The sequence below is a fragment of the Amycolatopsis echigonensis genome (assembly GCF_002846615.1).
Lineage (GTDB): Bacteria > Actinomycetota > Actinomycetes > Mycobacteriales > Pseudonocardiaceae > Amycolatopsis > Amycolatopsis echigonensis.
Genome location: NZ_PJMY01000003.1, coordinates 5443595 through 5460110, shown reverse-complemented (window position 1 = coordinate 5460110; position 16516 = coordinate 5443595). Strand labels below are relative to the sequence as shown.

General features: G+C 69.1%; 13 protein-coding genes. 1 reads left to right on the top strand and 12 read right to left on the bottom strand.

The annotated features are described in order from the left end of the window. Nucleotides 1–102 precede the first annotated feature (102 nt). From ATK30_RS31005 to ATK30_RS30965, 9 genes are all read right to left on the bottom strand, one after another. A complete protein-coding gene (locus tag ATK30_RS31005) occupies nt 103–858 on the bottom strand; it encodes a maleate cis-trans isomerase family protein (protein WP_101438500.1) in 756 nt (251 codons plus the stop codon). After that, nucleotides 855–2186, bottom strand: a complete 1332-nt coding sequence (locus ATK30_RS31000) for an MFS transporter (RefSeq protein WP_240690818.1) — start codon at nt 2184–2186, stop codon at nt 855–857. The genes ATK30_RS31005 and ATK30_RS31000 overlap by 4 nt, the downstream gene beginning before the upstream one ends. A gap of 134 nt (nt 2187–2320) precedes the next feature. Next, nucleotides 2321–3223 (bottom strand): LysR family transcriptional regulator, encoded by a 903-nt coding sequence (locus tag ATK30_RS30995; protein WP_101438498.1) that lies wholly within the window; start codon nt 3221–3223, stop codon nt 2321–2323. A gap of 901 nt (nt 3224–4124) precedes the next feature. Next, the gene (locus ATK30_RS30990) at nt 4125–5378 is read right to left on the bottom strand and encodes an MFS transporter (RefSeq protein ID WP_020661413.1); all 1254 of its coding nucleotides are present in this window, start codon (nt 5376–5378) and stop codon (nt 4125–4127) included. Nucleotides 5379–5540: 162 nt separating this feature from the next. Continuing rightward, on the bottom strand, nt 5541–6791 hold the full coding sequence (locus tag ATK30_RS30985) for a xanthine dehydrogenase family Fe-S subunit (protein ID WP_101438497.1): 1251 nt from the start codon (nt 6789–6791) through the stop codon (nt 5541–5543). After that, nucleotides 6788–7693 carry an FAD binding domain-containing protein gene (locus ATK30_RS30980; protein ID WP_101438496.1) on the bottom strand — a complete coding sequence of 302 codons (906 nt, stop codon included), beginning with the start codon at nt 7691–7693 and terminating at the stop codon, nt 6788–6790. Before ATK30_RS30980 ends, ATK30_RS30985 begins: the two co-directional genes overlap by 4 nt. 9 nt (nt 7694–7702) lie before the next feature. Further along, nucleotides 7703–8482, bottom strand: a complete 780-nt coding sequence (locus ATK30_RS30975; protein ID WP_101438495.1) for an enoyl-CoA hydratase/isomerase family protein — start codon at nt 8480–8482, stop codon at nt 7703–7705. Between the two features lie 2 nt (nt 8483–8484). Next, nucleotides 8485–10923, bottom strand: coding sequence for a xanthine dehydrogenase family protein molybdopterin-binding subunit (locus ATK30_RS30970; RefSeq protein WP_101441167.1), 2439 nt, complete (start codon nt 10921–10923; stop codon nt 8485–8487). Nucleotides 10924–10928: 5 nt separating this feature from the next. After that, entirely contained in the window at nt 10929–12482 is a 1554-nt protein-coding gene (locus ATK30_RS30965) for a class I adenylate-forming enzyme family protein (protein WP_101438494.1), read from the bottom strand. A 115-nt stretch (nt 12483–12597) separates the two neighbouring features. Between ATK30_RS30965 and ATK30_RS30960 the strand changes: the two genes are divergently transcribed. Then, nucleotides 12598–13170, top strand: a complete 573-nt coding sequence (locus ATK30_RS30960) for a PadR family transcriptional regulator (protein WP_167442034.1) — start codon at nt 12598–12600, stop codon at nt 13168–13170. A 154-nt stretch (nt 13171–13324) separates the two neighbouring features. Here the strand turns inward: ATK30_RS30960 and ATK30_RS44795 are convergent, their stop codons facing one another. The 3 genes from ATK30_RS44795 to ATK30_RS30950 all read right to left on the bottom strand — a co-directional run bounded on the left by ATK30_RS44795 (nt 13325) and on the right by ATK30_RS30950 (nt 16458). Further along, complete coding sequence (locus ATK30_RS44795; protein ID WP_134667175.1) at nt 13325–13672, bottom strand: hypothetical protein; 348 nt, start codon at nt 13670–13672, stop codon at nt 13325–13327. Nucleotides 13673–13915: 243 nt separating this feature from the next. Further along, nucleotides 13916–15100, bottom strand: a complete 1185-nt coding sequence (locus ATK30_RS30955; protein ID WP_101438492.1) for an acyl-CoA dehydrogenase family protein — start codon at nt 15098–15100, stop codon at nt 13916–13918. Next, the gene (locus ATK30_RS30950) at nt 15100–16458 is read right to left on the bottom strand and encodes an MFS transporter (RefSeq protein WP_101438491.1); all 1359 of its coding nucleotides are present in this window, start codon (nt 16456–16458) and stop codon (nt 15100–15102) included. The genes ATK30_RS30955 and ATK30_RS30950 overlap by 1 nt, the downstream gene beginning before the upstream one ends. Nucleotides 16459–16516 lie beyond the last annotated feature (58 nt).

Genomic DNA, 16516 nt, shown 5'->3' with positions numbered 1-16516 from the left:
TTTGCCTGCCGTTGCGGCCGTTTGGCGCACGTTCTGCCCGGTGGAGGCAGCACGCCTGCGGCACCGCACGACTGTCCGTTCGAGGTATCCCGTATGGAGGAGTCAGTAGGCGCCGGACAGCAGATGACCGGCGTCCGGCACCGTGGTGTCGAGACGCAGCGTGGTGAGGATGCGATGCACGGTCGCCGCGGCCGCGGTGACCACTGGCACGCCGAGCTTGTCCTGCACCGGCTCGATCGCGGACAGCGAGGGCATCTGGACGCACGCGGACAGGACGACAGCGTCCGCACCCGTGATGTTCAGGCGCTCGACATGGTCGAGCAGGTCGGCGGGGTCGAGGCGGCCCACTGCGAGGTTGTCCGCCACCTCCAGGCTCAGCGCGTCGCTCACCTCGATCGACTCGCTCTCCAGGTATCCGGCGACTTGAGCGGTCAGCTGCTTCAGGTACGGCGTCACGATCGCCACCTTCTTGGCGTCGATCGTCTTGAGACCGGCGACCAGCGCCCCGGCCGAGCTGATCACGGGCGTCGGTGCCCCGTTAGCCTCGGCCACCTCGCCGAGCCGCTGCTCGGACACGCGGTGGTAACCCGGCCCCTGGCACATGATCGCCACCAGACATGCGTAGGCGAGCACATCGCACCGCGCGTCGCTGAGCTCGACGGCGCAGCGGTCGCTGTCGAGGTCCATGCGCTTGAGCTCGTCGGGATCCACGTGCATCATCCGCATCCGCGCGGAATGGAACGTGAAGCGCTCTTCGGGGAAGAGCCGGTGCCGCGCGTGCAGCATCGCAGGAACCTCGGTCTCCATCGTCGTGTTCGAACTCGGCACGATCTGGCCGATGCGGAAGTTGGTGGTCATGCGTTCTCCTCGGAAACGGGGTAGTGGTTCACGTCGAGTTCCTCGCCGCCGGTTTCGCGCAAAGTGAAAACGAGGCCGGCGGCGAGGAGGTAGGTCACGGAGGCCAGGCAGTAGGTGAGGGCAAAGCCGGCGACGGGCACCAGCAGCGGCACGACGACGATTCCCGCGATCGCCCCGACCCGCCCGAAGTTGAAGCAGAACCCGGCCGCGGCAGCCCGGACACGGGTGGGGAACAGTTCGGCGTACCAGGCGCCAAATCCGCTGAAGTACCCGGTGAAGAAGCCGAGCAGGGCCGAAAGCCCGCCGACGATCGCGATGTTCGCTGTCGTCCAGGCCATTGCTCCGTCGCGCAGCGGGATCATGCGCACGCCGTAGGCGAACAGCGGGATCGCGACGGCGATGCCCGCGAAGAAGAACGCGAATGCCCGCCTCCTGCCGATCCGTTCGGCGAGGGCGCCGAACAGCAGGTAGCCGGCGGTCGCGCCGACCCCGGTCCACACCAGGAAAACCGGCGCCTGGTCGATCCGGACGTGCAGCACGCTCTGGAGAAACGTCGGCGTGAACGTCATGATCACCCAGTAGCCGAACATGCCCAGGACGGAAATCGACAAGGCTTTTGCGGTGGTCGCACGGAGTTCCCGCCGGAAGATCGCCGCGATGCCGGGCCGGGCGGTTTCGCGTCCCCCACATGCTTGCTCGGCGATCCAGACGGGAGATTCGCGCACCGCGACGAGAATGCCGAGAGCGACGACGTACGCGGGGATCGCGGCGATGACGAACAGCTTGCGCCATGACGCCGGGTCGGCGGGATCCAGCACGGTCCAGGCGAGGACCGCGGCCAGGAGGTTGCCCGCGGACCATCCGGTCTGCATGACCGCAATCGCCCACGCGCGTTTCCGCGTCGGCCAGACTTCGCTGACCAGCGCGACCGCGGCCGACCACAGGCCGCCGACGCCGATGCCGACCAACAGCCGGTAGACGCTCAGCTCCACGACATTGTGGGCGAAGCCACAGAGCAGGGTTCCGGTCGCATAGGTGACGACCGATACCAGCAACGTGCGTTTCCGCCCGATGCGGTCGGAGAGGTAGCCCAAAAGATAGCCGCCGACACCGGTAGCCAGCAAGAACCAGGCGACGGAGGCAGCGACCTCGGCGAGTGTGGTGTGGAACGTGTGCGCGACCGCGAGCAGGACGAAGCTGAACACTGCGGCGTCGAGCGCGTCGAAAAGCCAAGCACCCCAGCAACCTCCGAGCGTTTTCCAGCGCACGGAAGGTGCGACCGAGCCCATGCCGGCAGACGGCGACTCTGGCGAGTCAGCACGGATCATCGATGTCCTCTCTCTCCCTTGTTCCGGTGTTCCGGCGCCAGTGCCCGACGGCTGGTCCGGAGCGGACGATGAAGATTAAGCAGGACGCGTTGCCGTTGCACAGCAATGATTCGCGAGACCGCCATCACCTGCCGTCATGGCTGGAGGGCGCGACCTTCGTCGCTGAGGAGGTGTTCGAACATGAGCCGCGCCGCGGGTGGCAGCGCCTCGGCTCGGCGGACGCACAGGGACAGGTCGCGGCTGGCCCACGGCTCGTCGAGAGCCAGCGTTCTGGTGCCGGTCAAGGCGTACCCCACGAGGTTCCCGGCCGGAACGACGCCGATCCCCAGGCCGCATTCGACCATCCGGCACAGGGCGTCGTAGGACGCGACTTCGATCTGATGCCGCAGCGTCCGCCCGGCTTGCCCGGCGGCGGTCAGCATCTGCAGCCGCAGATGCGTTCCGGTGCGGAGCACGACGTGCTCGTGGTCGAGCGTTTCGGCAAAGCCGACCGAATCGCGCGCGGCCAGCGGATGCCGTTCCGGCACCAGCACCTTCAGCTCGTCCCGGCGGAACGGGTAGACCTCGATGTCGGCGTGGTACGGCAGGCTGGTGAACAGCCCGATATCCGCCCGGTTCTCGGCGACCGCCTCGGTGATCGCGAGACTGTCCTGTTCGAGCACCTGCAGCCGGACGCCGGGATAGCGGGCGGCGAACGACGCGACCAGCGGCGGCACGAAGGTCGACACCGCGGAGATGTTCGCCAGCAGACGCACGAGCCCGCGCGCCCCGGACGAAAAGTCCCGCATCCGTCGCGTCAGGTCTGCCAGGTCGTCGAGCACCTGCCGGGCCGAGACCGCGAAAGCGGCACCGGCCGCCGTCGGGGTGATTCCGCGGTTGGTGCGCACCAGCAGTTCCGTTCCCAGCATCTGCTCCAGATCGCGCAGCCGCCTGCTGATCCCGGCGGCGGCGAGATGCTCGCGGTCGGCGACTTCGGCGATCGTGCCGTGGTCGACCACTTGCACGAACAGTTTCAGGGACGTCGGGTCCAGCGTCATCGCTCCGGTCTCTCCTTTCACCGATCTGAGCATTCCCCGGTTGCTCCTGGCCCGTTTCGGCAGGGTGCGGGAAAGTAATGCGATCGGGAGGCTTCGTTCGAAAGGATACGCATCCCCGAGCCCGCCGCAGACATCCCGCGGGAACGCGACGTGCGACAAGCGCACCGCCTTCAGCTCAAGTGACCACCTAGGAGTTTGCGAATGTCGCGATTACCTTTTGAGGGAGTCGCAGCGCCACTCGCAACGGAATGCAGTATTCCGGCGGAAACCAGATCCCGCAATGCCTGATTGCACTGCACATCATCGAGCCCCGGAGCTCGGCACGAACTCGATGGAATGTTTCTCGACGGCTAGCGTCTCGCTGGCCGCGTTCGCCGCCTCGGCGACAGCGAGAGCCAGCCGAAGACTCTGCCATAAAGGAAAACGACTGGTCGGATAGCTCCGCTGGCGAGCACGCTGACTCGCATCTCACCGGATGGTCAAACCATAGTCTTGCGTTCATCGCATCGGTTTGTCGATAGAGAACCGGCGAACTCGGCCGGTTGCTGGGCGGGCTCGCGGACTGCACCCAGAGCGCGGTCGCACTGTGCACGACCATGTCGATCGGGAGCTACAGGCTGCTATTCGTCCTGCCCGGCTTCCGCGAACGCGCCGGGAGGCACGCTACGCAGTCGGGCGCATGGCAGATAACTCTCCCGCTAACTGGCCGCCAGGGGGGAGTCAGCCGGGGGTTCAACTGGCCACCGACACGCGCGGCACACCGGTAGTAGGTCCGGGCATCCCGATCAGCCGGCGCGGGCCGGAAGCGCGTCACGTGCCCAGCCGCCACGGCGTCCGGATCGAGCCGCATGCCCTGCCTCGCCCACCGACCGAAGAACACGTACTCGATGTACCGCCACTGTCAGACGGGAGTGGCGTCGTCGGCCGCGGTCCTGGCACCGCGCTCACGATCGAGCGCACCCCGGGTTTCCGGGCTGGCCAGGATCGCGATGACGAACACCAGGGTCGCGCCCGCCAAGAAGATCACGAGCCGCGAGGGAACGTCCGACAGAGCCGGGCTGAGCAGGCTCACCACGGTCGGCATCAGCCCGCCCAGCATGAAGCCGAGGTTCCAGCTCACTGCGGTGCCTCTGGCCCGCAATTCGGTCGGGTACCGCTCGTTGAGGAAGATCATCAGCGGCGAGTACGCGGCGTTGGACAGCATCACCATGATCACGCACAGCACCGCGACGACCGCGCCGCGATGGCCTCCGGCGGAGGCGATGCCCCAGGTGAGCAACGGCAACGCGAAGAGGTTGCACAGGCCGAACCCGATCATGGTGCGGCGGCGGCCGAGCCGTTCGCTCAGTTCACCCGCACCGATCGCCGCCCCGATCACCACGACGCTGCTGATCAGCAGGATGGCGCCGCGCTGACCTGCCGGTACCCCCACCACCTCGCTGAGGAGGGTGGGCAAGTACCCGGACGTCAGGTAGTACTGCGCGCCGCCGCCGGCGGCCACCGCGATGTTGAGCGCGAGGATCTTCTTTCCGCGGCCCCGAACCAGTTCCCGAAACGGCACCGGAGCCCGCTGTTTCCCTTCGAACTCCGGAGATTCCTCGACCTTGCGCAGCACGAACAAGCTCAGCAGCGCGCTGAGCAGTCCGCAGAAGAACAGCACCCGCCAGCCCCACTGGTCGAATGCCGGGCCGGTGAAGATCGCCGAGACCACGATGTAGGCCAGGCTGGCCAGCGCGGCGCCGAGGCCCGCTCCGCCGGCCCCAATCAGCCCGCTCATCAGGCCGCGCCAGCGCGCGCCGATGCTCTCCGTGCCGAGCGTGTGCGTGGTCGCGGTGACACCGCCGACGAACAATCCTTGCGCGATCCGCAGCGCCAGGAACAAGATCGGGGCGAGCACGCCCACCGCGGCGTGCGGCGGGACCAGGCCCATCGCGGCGGTGGTGATGCCGACGCCGCCCATGACCAGCACCATGGTGGCCTTGCGTCCCTTGCGGTCGGCCAGCTCGCCGAAGATCGCGGCGCCCGCCGGGCGCATCACGACGGTGACCGCGAACGAGCCGAACACCGCGGCGATACCCAGGGTCGGGCTGGTGCTCGGGAAGATGTTCTTGCTGATCGGGCCGGCCACGTAGAGCAGCAGGAACAGGTCGAACAAGTCGAAGGACCAGCCGGCGACGGATGCGAATACCGCGGCACGAGGCGACTTTGACCGTGGTGCGATATCGGGTGTCAAGGTTTTCCCCTCACGGGAGATGAGACAGGACAGCGAGAACCAGGACAGGAATCCGAAACGTGGACTCCTGCCCGCGAATCCAGATCAGCGGGACTTCCGGCGCGTGCGACGCAGAGCTGCCCGGATCCGGTCGAACAGCGGAGCGAACAGAAGTTTCAGCGCGCTCGGCGCTTTGACCGGACCGCTGGGCGCCTGCCCGGAGGTCGCGGCTTCGGCCAGGGCGTCCGCGAACTGCTCGAACATGCGCCGGCTCACGTCCCCGGCCAGCGCGCGGCCGAACTGCGCGATGCGCCCGGTGAGATAGACCTGGGCTTCGGCCCGCATCGCGGTACCGGCGGCGGTGGCCTCGGTGCGCAGCACGATGTCGGCCTGGGTCTGCGCTCCGCCGGTGTCCTGCCCCTGCGCGAGCACGCGCAACCGCTGACTGGCGCGGTCGTGCTCGACGACGTGCGCCACCCCTTTGAACGCGAGCTTGATCGGGCCCACCGAAACGCGCGCGCGGCCGGCATAGTGGTCTTCGCCCAGGTCCTCGGTGAGCTCTGCTCCTGGCAGGCACCGGGCGAGCAGCGACACATCGTCGAACACGCGCCACACCGCGTCCACCGGCACGCCGATCTCGGTCTCGATGTCGACCGCGATCGTCGGATCGCCGTCCGGCAGCACGATATCGACCCGGCGGGTCTCGGCGGCGTTGCTGTCCTCGTCGGCTTCGCGGCCGTCGGTGCTGCCCGCTTGACCGCTGGCCCGGCCCACAAGCGCGCGGCGCGCGCAGTTGCCCGGGGCGGGAATGCCGTCCGGGTGCGCCGCCCGGGTTTCCTCGACCGCGGCGAGGATGTTGCGATACCCGGTGCAGCGGCAGATGACCCCGGACAGCTCCCCGGGCAGTTCGTCCTCGGTCACTTCGGGCTTGTTGCTGAGCAGGTCATACGAGCTCATCAAGAAGCCGGGGGTGCAGAAACCGCACTGCAGCGCGTGGTTGCGGCCGAATGCCTCTTGCAGCGGGTGCAGGTCGTCCGGCCGGCCCAAGCCCTCCACGGTGACGATGTCCGCCCCGTCGAGCTGGACCGCGAACAGCAGGCAGGCCCGGGCCGCTTCCCCGTCCACGAGCACCGTGCACATCCCGCACACGCCGTGCTCGCAACCCACGTGCGTGCCGGTGAGCCCGAGGTGGTCCCGCAGCGCGTCGGCGAGCGTCACTCGCGCGGGCACGCTGAGCACGGCAGGCGTTCCGTTCACCGTCATCCTGACCTCGACGAGAGCGTCCGCGGCCGCCTTGACCGCACGCGGTTTTCCTTTTTGCGCCAAGGGTTCGGTCGTTTCCGGAACAGTCTTCACGAGGTCACCTCACCGGCGCTCCTGCGAGCGCGCTCGTATGCCTTGCACAGTTCCCGGCTCGCCAACGTGCGGAAAAGCCGGCGACGGTAGTCGCGGGACGCGTGGGCGTCGCCGTCGGTGTCGACCAGTTCGTCGGCCACCGCCGCGAGCGGGTCGGACAGAGCGCTCGCCAGGCGGCGCACGTCGCTGCCGCACTCACCAAGCGCGGCGGCGAGCTCGGCGCGGACGGAGCGGGTGACCGGCCGATCGGACACGCCGAACCCGGTCAGCTCCGCCTCGGTCTCCGCACCGCGCACCCGGACGCGGACCGCGACCCCGGCGAGCGCGAAATCGCCGTGCCTGCGCGCGATCTCGGCGAACCCGAAGCCTTCCCGATCGCCGACGGCCGGGAAGCGCACCGCGGTCAGGATGTCGTCCGGTCCGAGCGCGGTGGTCATCGCGCCGGAGAAGAACTCCCGGGCCGGCACCTGACGGGAACCCCCGGTGCCGGTCACGGTCAGCTCGGCGTTCAGGCAGCACGCGACGGCCGGCAGCTCGGCGGCGGGATCGGCGTGCGCGAGGCTCCCGCACACGGTGCCCCGGCTGCGCAGTTCCCGGTGCCCGACCCACGGCAACGCCATGCCCAGCAGGGGAACCGTGGCAGCCGCCGGGTCCCGTTCGACCCGGCGCTGGCGCACCGTGGCGCCGATTTCCAGGTACCCGCCCGCCGTGTCGACCCGGTCCAGCTCCGGGACGGAATTGATGTCCACCAAGGTTTCGGGGCGGGCGAGCCGCATGGCCAGCACAGGGACCAGTGACTGCCCGCCCGCGATGACCTTGCCGCCGCCGCCCGTGCTCGCGAGTTCGGCGATCGCGTCGGACAGACTCGACGGCCGGACGTAGGCGAATGGTGCGGCCTTCATGGTGTCAGCTCACCGGCCCTGGAACTTCGGTGCGCGCTTCTCGGTGAACGCGGCGACGCCCTCAGCGAAGTCGTTGCTGGAGCGCAGCATCGAGTACGCCTTGCGCTCCAGCTCGATGCCGGAGTACAGCGGCGCGTCCACGCCCTTGTCGAGCACCTCCTTGGCGGTGCGCGCGGCGAGCGGGGAGAACCCGAGCAGCACGCCCACGATCCGCTCCACCTCGGCGTCCAGCGCGGCGCGGTCCTGGACCACGTTCGCCACCAGGCCCCAGTCCCCGGCTTGCTGCGCGTTGATCCGCGACGCGGTCATCACGTGGTACTTCGCGCGGGACAGCCCGATCAGCCGGGCGAGGCGCTGCGTGCCGCCGGAGCCGGGGATCATGCCCAGCCGCATTTCCGGCAGCGCGAACTCGGCCCGCTTGGTCGCCACCCGGATGTCGGTGGACAGCGCGAGTTCGAGCCCGACGCCGAAGCAGTAGCCGTCGACGGCGGTGATCACCGGCTTGGGGCTGCGCGCCGGAGCGGTCACGTTCTGGCCGAGGTCGGTGAAGTCGATCGGGTCGACCTCCATGAACCCGGCGATGTCGCCGCCGGAGGAGAAGTGCTCCCCCGCGCCTTGGACGACGACGACCTTGATCTCGTCGTCGGCGTCGATCTCCGCGAACCGGTCGGCCATCACCTGACGGGTCTCCCAGGTGATGATGTTGTACTTGCCGTGATCGAGGGTCAAGTAGGCGACCCGGCCTTCGTGGCCGCGGTCGAGCCTGATCTCGCCTCCGGTGAGTGCCATCGTCAGTGGTTCCTTTCGTTCTGCGAGGTGCTGCCGGTCAGCAGCTCGTGGAGCACGTTTCCGTGCAGGGGCAGGCTGGTGACGTCCACTCCGGCCGGAGCGAGCGCGTCCGCGACCGCGTTGGCGATCGCGACCGGCAGGCTCATGCAACTGCCTTCGCCGCAGCCTTTCGCCCCGAGCCGGGTCAGCGGGGACGGTGTTTCCAGGTGGTCGCTGTTGAGCTCGAAGGTCGTTTCCGCGGTGGTCGGGCACAGGTAGTCCATGAAGGTGGCGGTGGGCTGCCCGGCGTCGGTGTAGCGCATCTCCTCGAACAGCGCGCCGCCCAGTGCGTGCGCGAGCGCGCCGTGCACCTGGCCTTCGAGCAGCGTCGGGTTGAGGATCGTGCCGGCGTCGTGCACCGTGACCACCTGCTCGAGCTTCACTTCCCGGGTCTCCGGGTCGATCCGGACGACGGCCAGTTCCGCGACGAAGCCGTAGCACAGGCTCGAGTTGATCTGGTCCGAGCGGCTGGCCGCCTTCGACTGCGGCGGGGTGAACGCGGCCTCCTCGTAGAGGCGGGCGGAGGTGCCTTCCGGCAGCGCGCCGGGGTCCCAGTGCACCAGCCCGGCCGCGTGCTTGAACGGGACCGCCCGGCCCGGTTCGCCGCGCTGCCGGACGTGGCCCTCGGCCAGCTCCACCTCCTCGGCCGCGACGCCGAGCAGGGTGGCGCCGGCGATCTTGACGGTCTCGGCGAGCTTCTCCGCGGCCTCGACCAGCGCGCTGGTCAGCAGCGGCGCGAAGCGGGAGGAGTAGCTGCCCGAGCTGATCGTCCACGGGGTGGTGGCGGTGTCCATCTCGACGATCGGGCGCACCTGCTCCAGGGGCAGGCCGAGCTGGTCGGCGACCACCTGCTGGGCGACGGTGGCGTGGCCCTGGCCCTGCGGCACGGTGCCCAGCAGCACCGACACCTGCCCGCTGGGGTCGACGCTGATCCGGACGTGCTCGGTGGAGCCGGACTTGCCGCGCCCGGACGCCCGCTGCTCGGCCGGGGTGGCCAGGCCGACGTAGCCGATGTTGGTCGCGGACGGGTCGACGATGGTGGCCACGCCGAGGCCGAAGTACTCGCCTCTCGCCCGCGCCTCCCGCTGCTTTTCGCGCAGGGCCTGGTAGTCCGCGTTCTTCACGACCATGTCGAGGGCGCGGTGGTAGTCGCCGGAGTCGTAGATGCCGCCGGTCGGGGTGGCGTACGGGAAGTCCTCGTGCCGCACGAAGTTCCGCTTGCGCAGCTCGATCGGGTCCAGGCCGCAGGTTTCGGCGACCTTGTCCATCAGCCGTTCCAGGCCGAAGTACAGCTGCTGGCCGCCGAAGCCGCGGTTGAGCCCGGTGGGCGTCTTGTTCGTCACCACAGCGCGCGAGCGGATCTCGACAGCGTCGATCTTGTACGCGCCGGTGATGTTGCCGAAGCAGCGGTACAGCGTGCTGGGCTCCGGCGGCCGCAGGTAGGCGCCCACGTTGTCCACCAGGTCGGCGCGCAGCGCCTGCACCGTGCCGTCGTTCGAGACGGCGGCCTCGAACCGCATCGCCCGGTCCGAGCCGGCCGAGCTGGCCAGCAGGTGCTCGATGCGGTCCTCGGTCCAGCGCACCGGCCGGCCCGCGTGCTTGCTGGCCAGCGCCATCAGCGCGACATAGGGATAGATGCCCGCCTTGATGCCGAAACTGCCGCCGTTGTCGGCCGGGATCATCAGCCGGATCCGCGACGCGGGCAGGCCGAACGCGCCGGCCAGCACCGCCACCATGGAGAACGGGCCGTGGAAGTTCGCCCACGCCTGGATGGCCGGGCCGTCCCCTTCGTCCTGCCACTCGGCGACGACCGAGTAGCACTCCATCGGGGTGGAGGAGTAGCGCGGGAAGTCGTACTTGCCCTTGACCACGTGATCCGCCTTGGCGAACACGTCGTCCACGCCGCCGAAGGTGAAGGTCCGGTCGGTCGCGACGTTGCTGTCGGCGTCCTCGTGCAGCCGCGGCGCGTCCGGCAGCAGTGCCTTCTCCACGTCGACCACCGGCGGCAGCGGCTCGTAGTCGACCTCGACGAGTTCCGCCGCGTCCTCGGCCAGGTACCGATCGTTCGCGACGACGACCGCGACCGGTTCGCCGACGAAGCGCACCTTGTCCGTCGCCGTCGGGTAGTACGGCATCGGTGCCTTGAGCGCCAGCGGGAACGGGCGCAGGGCCGCCTTGACCTCCTCGGGACCGATCACCGCGGCGACCCCGGGGTGCCGGCGGGCCCGTTCGAGGTCGACGCCGCGGATCCGGGCGTGCGGGTGCGGGCTGCGCACCACCGCCGCGGTCAGCGTGCCCGGCAACGGGTCCATGTCGTCGAGGAACCTGCCGCGGCCGGTGAGCAGCGCGGGGTCCTCGATCCGCGCCGTCCTCCTGGCCGGCTTTCCGGAAACTGCGGTCATGCGGTTCACCTGCCTGCTTCTGCGACGCTGTCGAACAGCGCGCGGTAGTTCCCGGAGCTCAGTTCGCGGCGGAGGATCTTGCCCACCCCGGACTTGGGGATGGTGTCGACTGCGACGAACCGCTTGGGGCACTTCAACGACGGCAGCCCGGACTGCTCGCGGACGAAGGCCTCGAGCACTTCGGTCGCGTGTTCGGGGGTCATGCCGTCGCCCGGGACGAAGAACGCGGTGGCGGCCTGCCCCCACCGGTCGTCGGCCATGCCCACGACGACCACCTCGCGCACCGCCGCACAGCGGATCAGCGCGTCCTCGATCTCGTCGGGGTAGATGTTTTCGCCCCCGGAATTGATCATGTCGTCGACCCGGCCGGCGACCCAGAGGTCCCCGTCCTCGTCGGCGATCGCCAGGTCGCCGGGGAAGTACCAGCCGTCGCGGATGGACTTCGCGTTGGCGTCCGCCCGGTGCCAGTACCCGGCGAACGCCTCGGGGCTGGCCATCGAGATGGCGATCTGGCCCTGCTCCCCCGGCGCCACCTCGGCGTCCGGCGGCGCGGCGGGGTCCGGGTCCACCAGCCGGACCCGCGAGAAAATGCCGGCGCGGCCCGCCGAGCCGGGCTTCGCGAGCACGTCCGGCCCGATGGTGAAGGTGTAGATCTCGGTGCTGCCGAAGTGGTTGACGAAGGACTCCGGTGCCAGCGCGCCGGCGAGCTGCTCGGCCAGCGCCGGGGTCATCGACGAGCCCGCGTAGGCCAGCCTGCGCACGGTTCGCGCCTCGGCGAGCCGGCCGGTGCGCACCAGCGACCAGTAGATCGTCGGCACCAGGTACAGCGAACCGATCCCCTCCGCGGTGATCAATTCGAGCGTCTCGTCCGCGTCGAACTTCACCTGCGGCACCCAGGTTCCCGCGCCGACCAGAGTGGCCAGCAGAGTGCGCAGCCCCATCGTGTGGAACAGCGGCATCACGCCCAGCGTGGCGTCGAAGCGGGACTGTCCACTCTGGATCAAATGCGCGATCGCCGCGTAGTGCTCGGCAGAGTGCGTGCGCGGCACGCCCTTCGGCTTCCCGGTGGTGCCCGAGGTGTAGAGCATCACGCTGATGTCCTGATCAGACACTCGGATGCCCAGGCAGCCGCTCGGCTGAGCCAGCGCCCGGCGCTCGATGGTGTCCTCGCCCGGTGGCCCGGAGGCGATCCGAGCCACCGGGGGCAGCCCAACCAGCGCCTCGTCCGCGAGAGCCGCGGTCGAGGCGTCGGTGATCACCAGGGCGGGCGCGGCGTCGGCGACGCAGTAGGCAAGTTCGGGCGGCGCGAACCGGAACGACAAGGGCACCGAGACCGCACCGAGCTTCTGCACGGCCAGGTGCAGGCTGGCCAGCGGTTCGCCACCGGCGAGCGAAAGCACCACCCGTTCGCCGGGCCGGACGCCGAGCTCGGCCAGCGCCCGTGCCAGCCGGTCGGTGTGCGCATCCCACTCCGCATAGGTCATGGGGCTTCTGCCGCCCACCGCACGGCGCCGGGGATAACGCTCCGCCGTCCAGCGCAGAACCGTACCCAGATCCATGACCGTCCCTCCATCGCGACAGCGGTCGTGCCGATCGGAACTACCGTACGTAACACACGGTACGATTCCGACCGTCTGTTTCGGATGGTTGCGAACCTACGATATGGTTCGGAGCATGTCAACGGTTCGGTTGTCGACGACGTCGTACGTGGTGCTCGGCATGATCGCGCTGCGCGGGCCTTCCACGTCCTACGACCTCAAACGCGCGATCGGCCGGTCAGTGGGCTACTTCTGGAACTTCCCGCACGCGCAGCTGTACTCGGAGCCCAAACGGCTCGAGGAAGCCGGCTTGCTGGAACTCGACGAGGAAGATTCGGGGCGCCGGCGCAAAACGTTCTCGATCACCGAAGCCGGCCGGAAGGCGCTGCGCGGCTGGATGGCCGAGCCTGTCGACGAGCATTTCGAGCTGCGCGACGTAGCGGAGATCAAGCTGTTCTTCAGCGAGCTGGCCGGACCGGACGACGTGGCACAGCTCGCGAAGGGTCAGGTCGAGCAGCACGAGCGCCGGATCGCCGAATACGAGGAAATGCAGCGCCGCTTCGGCCACATCGAGGAAGTAGCCGGCCGGATGATCACCCTGGAACTCGGGCTCGGCATGGAATACGCCGCCCTCGAGTTCTGGCGCGGCGTACGCGAGCGCGCCGACCGCGGCGAGTTCGAGATCGGAAAGCAGTCGCCTCGGGACTAGCGTCCCCGCGCCGGCGGCCGCCGCCCGGAACGCGGCTCTCTGCCTCGTCCACCCAGTTACCTCGCGCCGACAACGCGCCGCGGGAACCGTTGGGCCTGGTGTGCACCCTTGGGCTCCAAGACCTCGGAAACCACCCAGAGCGATGAGGCGAAGTTCAGCCTTTGATCCGCAGCCGGCCGGCCGTAGCCAGCTGCTGCCGGACAGACGACCCCCGCACGGACGGAGACCGCACGGTCACCTCTTCCGGCGCAGCATGCCGCCCCCTTCGACCGGCGTTGCCAGTCGTGTACTTGTTGCGTCGACCGAGAGAAATGATGATCGCCCTCAACGACGGAGCGAACGGCGACGTCAGCTGGACGAGGACATTGAGCAGCTCCCGCCGATGCCTCGGCATCCTCCTCAAATGCACCCCGCGGCGCAGAGCGGCCTTGCCGCCCAGCGCCGCAATTACGGCCATATAGCCGACCGGCCGGTAGCCCAGCACGGTCCGGCGACGTCCCACCGGGCAGGCCAGGACCTTCGATGCGGTTTTGCCCAGGCGAATCAGCCCGCGGCGTTTGAACCGCGGCTCGGCTCACCCTGTCGGCGCAGCATGCCGTCGAACCGGCTTTCGCCGGGCTGCCGTCCTGACATGCATCAGCGCGCAGCCGTGCAGGTGGCGGGCATCAGCGAGTACTCCACACCCAGCATCGACCTCGGCACAGCGCCAGCCGCCATCGACATACGGTCCGAGCTGCGGCTCGTGTCATCTCGCGGGGCCGAGGATGTCGTCGGAGATCACGCGGAGCTGGATTTCGTTGGCACCTTCGAAAATCCGAGTCAGCCGGGCGTCTCGCCAGTGCCGTTCCACGGCAAAGTCCGTGGTGTACCCGGCACCTCCGTGGATCTGCATGGCTTCGCTGGTCACCCGCTCGGCCATTTCGCTGGCGAAGTACTTGGCCATTGCGGCCTCGCGGTCGCAGCGGCGGCCAGAGTCGATTTCCGTGGCCACGTGGTACATCAGCTGGCGAGCCGCTTCGATGTCGGCGGCCATGCGGGCGAGCTTGAACCGGAGGTCCTGGAACTGGGTGAGCGGTCCGCCGAACTGCTGCCGGGTGCGTGCGTACTCGACCGCGTCGTCGAACGCGGCCTGGGCGAGCCCGATGGCGCGCGCCGCGGTGTGCGCGCGACCGACCTCGAGACCGCTCAGCGCGAGATAGAAGCCGCGCCCCTCCTCGCCGAGCATCGCCGAAGCGGGCAGCCGAAGGCCGTCGAACGCCAGGTCCCAGGTCGACCAGCCGAAGTAGCCGATCTTGCGGATCTTCGTACCGCTCATACCCGCGGGGAAGGAGCCCCGGGGCTTGTCGACCAGGAAGGCGCTGATCCCCCGGTGCGGCTTGGCCGGGTCCTTGTCCGACGTCCGCGCGAACAGGACGAGGTAGTCGGCTTGATCCGCGTACGTGCACCACATTTTCGTGCCGTGCACGACCCAATCGTCGCCGTCGCGGCGGGCGCGACAGGAGAGGTTCGCGACGTCCGAGCCTGCCTCGGCCTCCGACAGCGCGAAGGCGCCGAGATACTCCCCCGCAGCCATGCGTGGCAACAGTTCCTTGCGCTGTTCCTCGGTGAACTCGCCGCCCATTCCGTTGCCGCGGGCCAGCAGGCTGGCGACGCTGAGCCAGCCGCGCGCCAGCTCCTCGGCGACCAGGCAGTACTCGAAGACGCCGAGCCCGAGTCCGCCGTATTCCTCGGGGATCATCAGGCCGAAGAAACCGAGTTCGGCCATTTCGTCGCGCAGGCTGTCGGGGATCGCACCCTGCCGGGAGTCGAGCTCGTCGGCCAGCGGCCGGACCCGTTCGCGGGCGAACTGCCGGGCCAGCTGCTGGACGTCGCGCCGGTCTTCGGTGAGATATCGCGGCGTGCCGGGCCGCGGGACAGGGCGGTGTGTCATCAGGCGTCCACCTTGCTTTCGGAGTGGCCTCCCTCGACGACGTCGTCGAGGGAATCGAGGGTCGTGCGGGCGGTTTCCGGGGCGAAGAGCCCAGCGACGGCGGTGATCGCGCACAGGCCGAGGACGTAGAGGCCCACCGGCCACGGGGCGCCGCCGCCGGCCGCGGCGAGGCTGACCGAGATGAGCGGGGCCAGGCCGCCGAAAAGGACTGCGCCGATCTCGCGGCTGACGGCCGCCCCGCTGTAGCGGGTTTTCGTCGCGAACAGCTCGGCGAGGATCACGCCCTGGACACCGAACATGATGCCGACGCTGCCGCCCTGGGCTATGGCGACCGCGACGATCGCGAGAAGGGTGTTGTGGCTTCCGGCGAGCCAGAAGAACGGGAACGCGTAGGCCGCTGCGAAGACAGCGCCGCCAATCAGAACCGGGCGCCGGCCCCACTTGTCGGAGGCGAGCCCGGCCAGTGGCGCGGTGACCATCACGGTCACGCCGGCGACGACCAGACTGGCGGTGCCGACCGAGGCCGAGTGGCCCGACTGCTTCAGGAAAGCCAGCGCGTAAACCTGGTACACGTAGCTCAGCGCCAGCGGCGCGGCAACCACGCCCACGACCAGCAACACGTTCTTCCACCGCGTGCGCAGCAAGGTGAAGATCGGAACGCCGCTTTCCTCGGCCGGTGCGGTTTCCCGCTGGTTCTCCTCGAAGGCCGGGGTTTCGTCCAGCCGCAGCCGCAGCCACATGCCGAGCCCGATGAGCACCACGCTGGCGAGGAACGGCAGCCGCCAGCCCCAGGAGAGGAACTGCTCGTCGGTGGTCAGCGACGTGGACAGGAAAACCGCCGCCGACGACAGCGCCATGCCGGCGTAGGAGCCGCTGGCGCCGAGAGCGCCGTACAGCCCGCGACGGTGTGCGGGCGCGTATTCGACGGCGAAGATCGCGGCACCGCTGTATTCCGCGCCCGACCCCGCGCCCTGCAACAGCCGCAGCACGACGAGCATCACCGGCGCGGCGATGCCGATGGATCCGTACGACGGGATGACGGCCATCAGCGTCGTGGAAGCCCCCATCAGCAACAGGGTCGCGACGAGTGCGGGCTTGCGGCCCAGTTTGTCGCCGATGTGCCCGAAGATCGCGGCGCCGACCGGTCGGGCGACGAACCCGACGCCGAAGGTGGCGAACGAAAGCAGCAACGCCGTCGTCGCGCTCTGCTCCGGAAAGAAAACCTTGTTGAAGACCAGCGCGGCAGCGGTGCCGTACAGGAAATAGTCGTACCACTCCAGTGCGGATCCGATGAGAGCTGCGCCGGCGACTCTGGCCAGCGTGCGCGGGCCGCCCGCGGGGACCGGGTTGTGCGACATCGATGTCACTCCTTCTGGATTCGAACTGGGTGCGAACGTGGTTCTCGGGCTGGGAAAA

Excerpts from the sequence above, each read along its gene's own strand:
- ATK30_RS31005 (WP_101438500.1), bottom strand. The coding sequence starts at position 858 with ATGACCACCAACTTCCGCATCGGCCAGATCGTGCCGAGTTCGAACACG.
- ATK30_RS31000 (WP_240690818.1), bottom strand. The coding sequence starts at position 2,186 with ATGATCCGTGCTGACTCGCCAGAGTCGCCGTCTGCCGGCATGGGCTCG.
- ATK30_RS30995 (WP_101438498.1), bottom strand. The coding sequence starts at position 3,223 with ATGACGCTGGACCCGACGTCCCTGAAACTGTTCGTGCAAGTGGTCGAC.
- ATK30_RS30980 (WP_101438496.1), bottom strand. The coding sequence starts at position 7,693 with ATGAAGGCCGCACCATTCGCCTACGTCCGGCCGTCGAGTCTGTCCGAC.
- ATK30_RS30975 (WP_101438495.1), bottom strand. The coding sequence starts at position 8,482 with ATGGCACTCACCGGAGGCGAGATCAGGCTCGACCGCGGCCACGAAGGC.
- ATK30_RS30970 (WP_101441167.1), bottom strand. The coding sequence starts at position 10,923 with ATGACCGCAGTTTCCGGAAAGCCGGCCAGGAGGACGGCGCGGATCGAG.
- ATK30_RS30965 (WP_101438494.1), bottom strand. The coding sequence starts at position 12,482 with ATGGATCTGGGTACGGTTCTGCGCTGGACGGCGGAGCGTTATCCCCGG.
- ATK30_RS30960 (WP_167442034.1), top strand. The coding sequence starts at position 12,598 with ATGTCAACGGTTCGGTTGTCGACGACGTCGTACGTGGTGCTCGGCATG.
- ATK30_RS30955 (WP_101438492.1), bottom strand. The coding sequence starts at position 15,100 with ATGACACACCGCCCTGTCCCGCGGCCCGGCACGCCGCGATATCTCACC.
- ATK30_RS30950 (WP_101438491.1), bottom strand. The coding sequence starts at position 16,458 with ATGTCGCACAACCCGGTCCCCGCGGGCGGCCCGCGCACGCTGGCCAGA.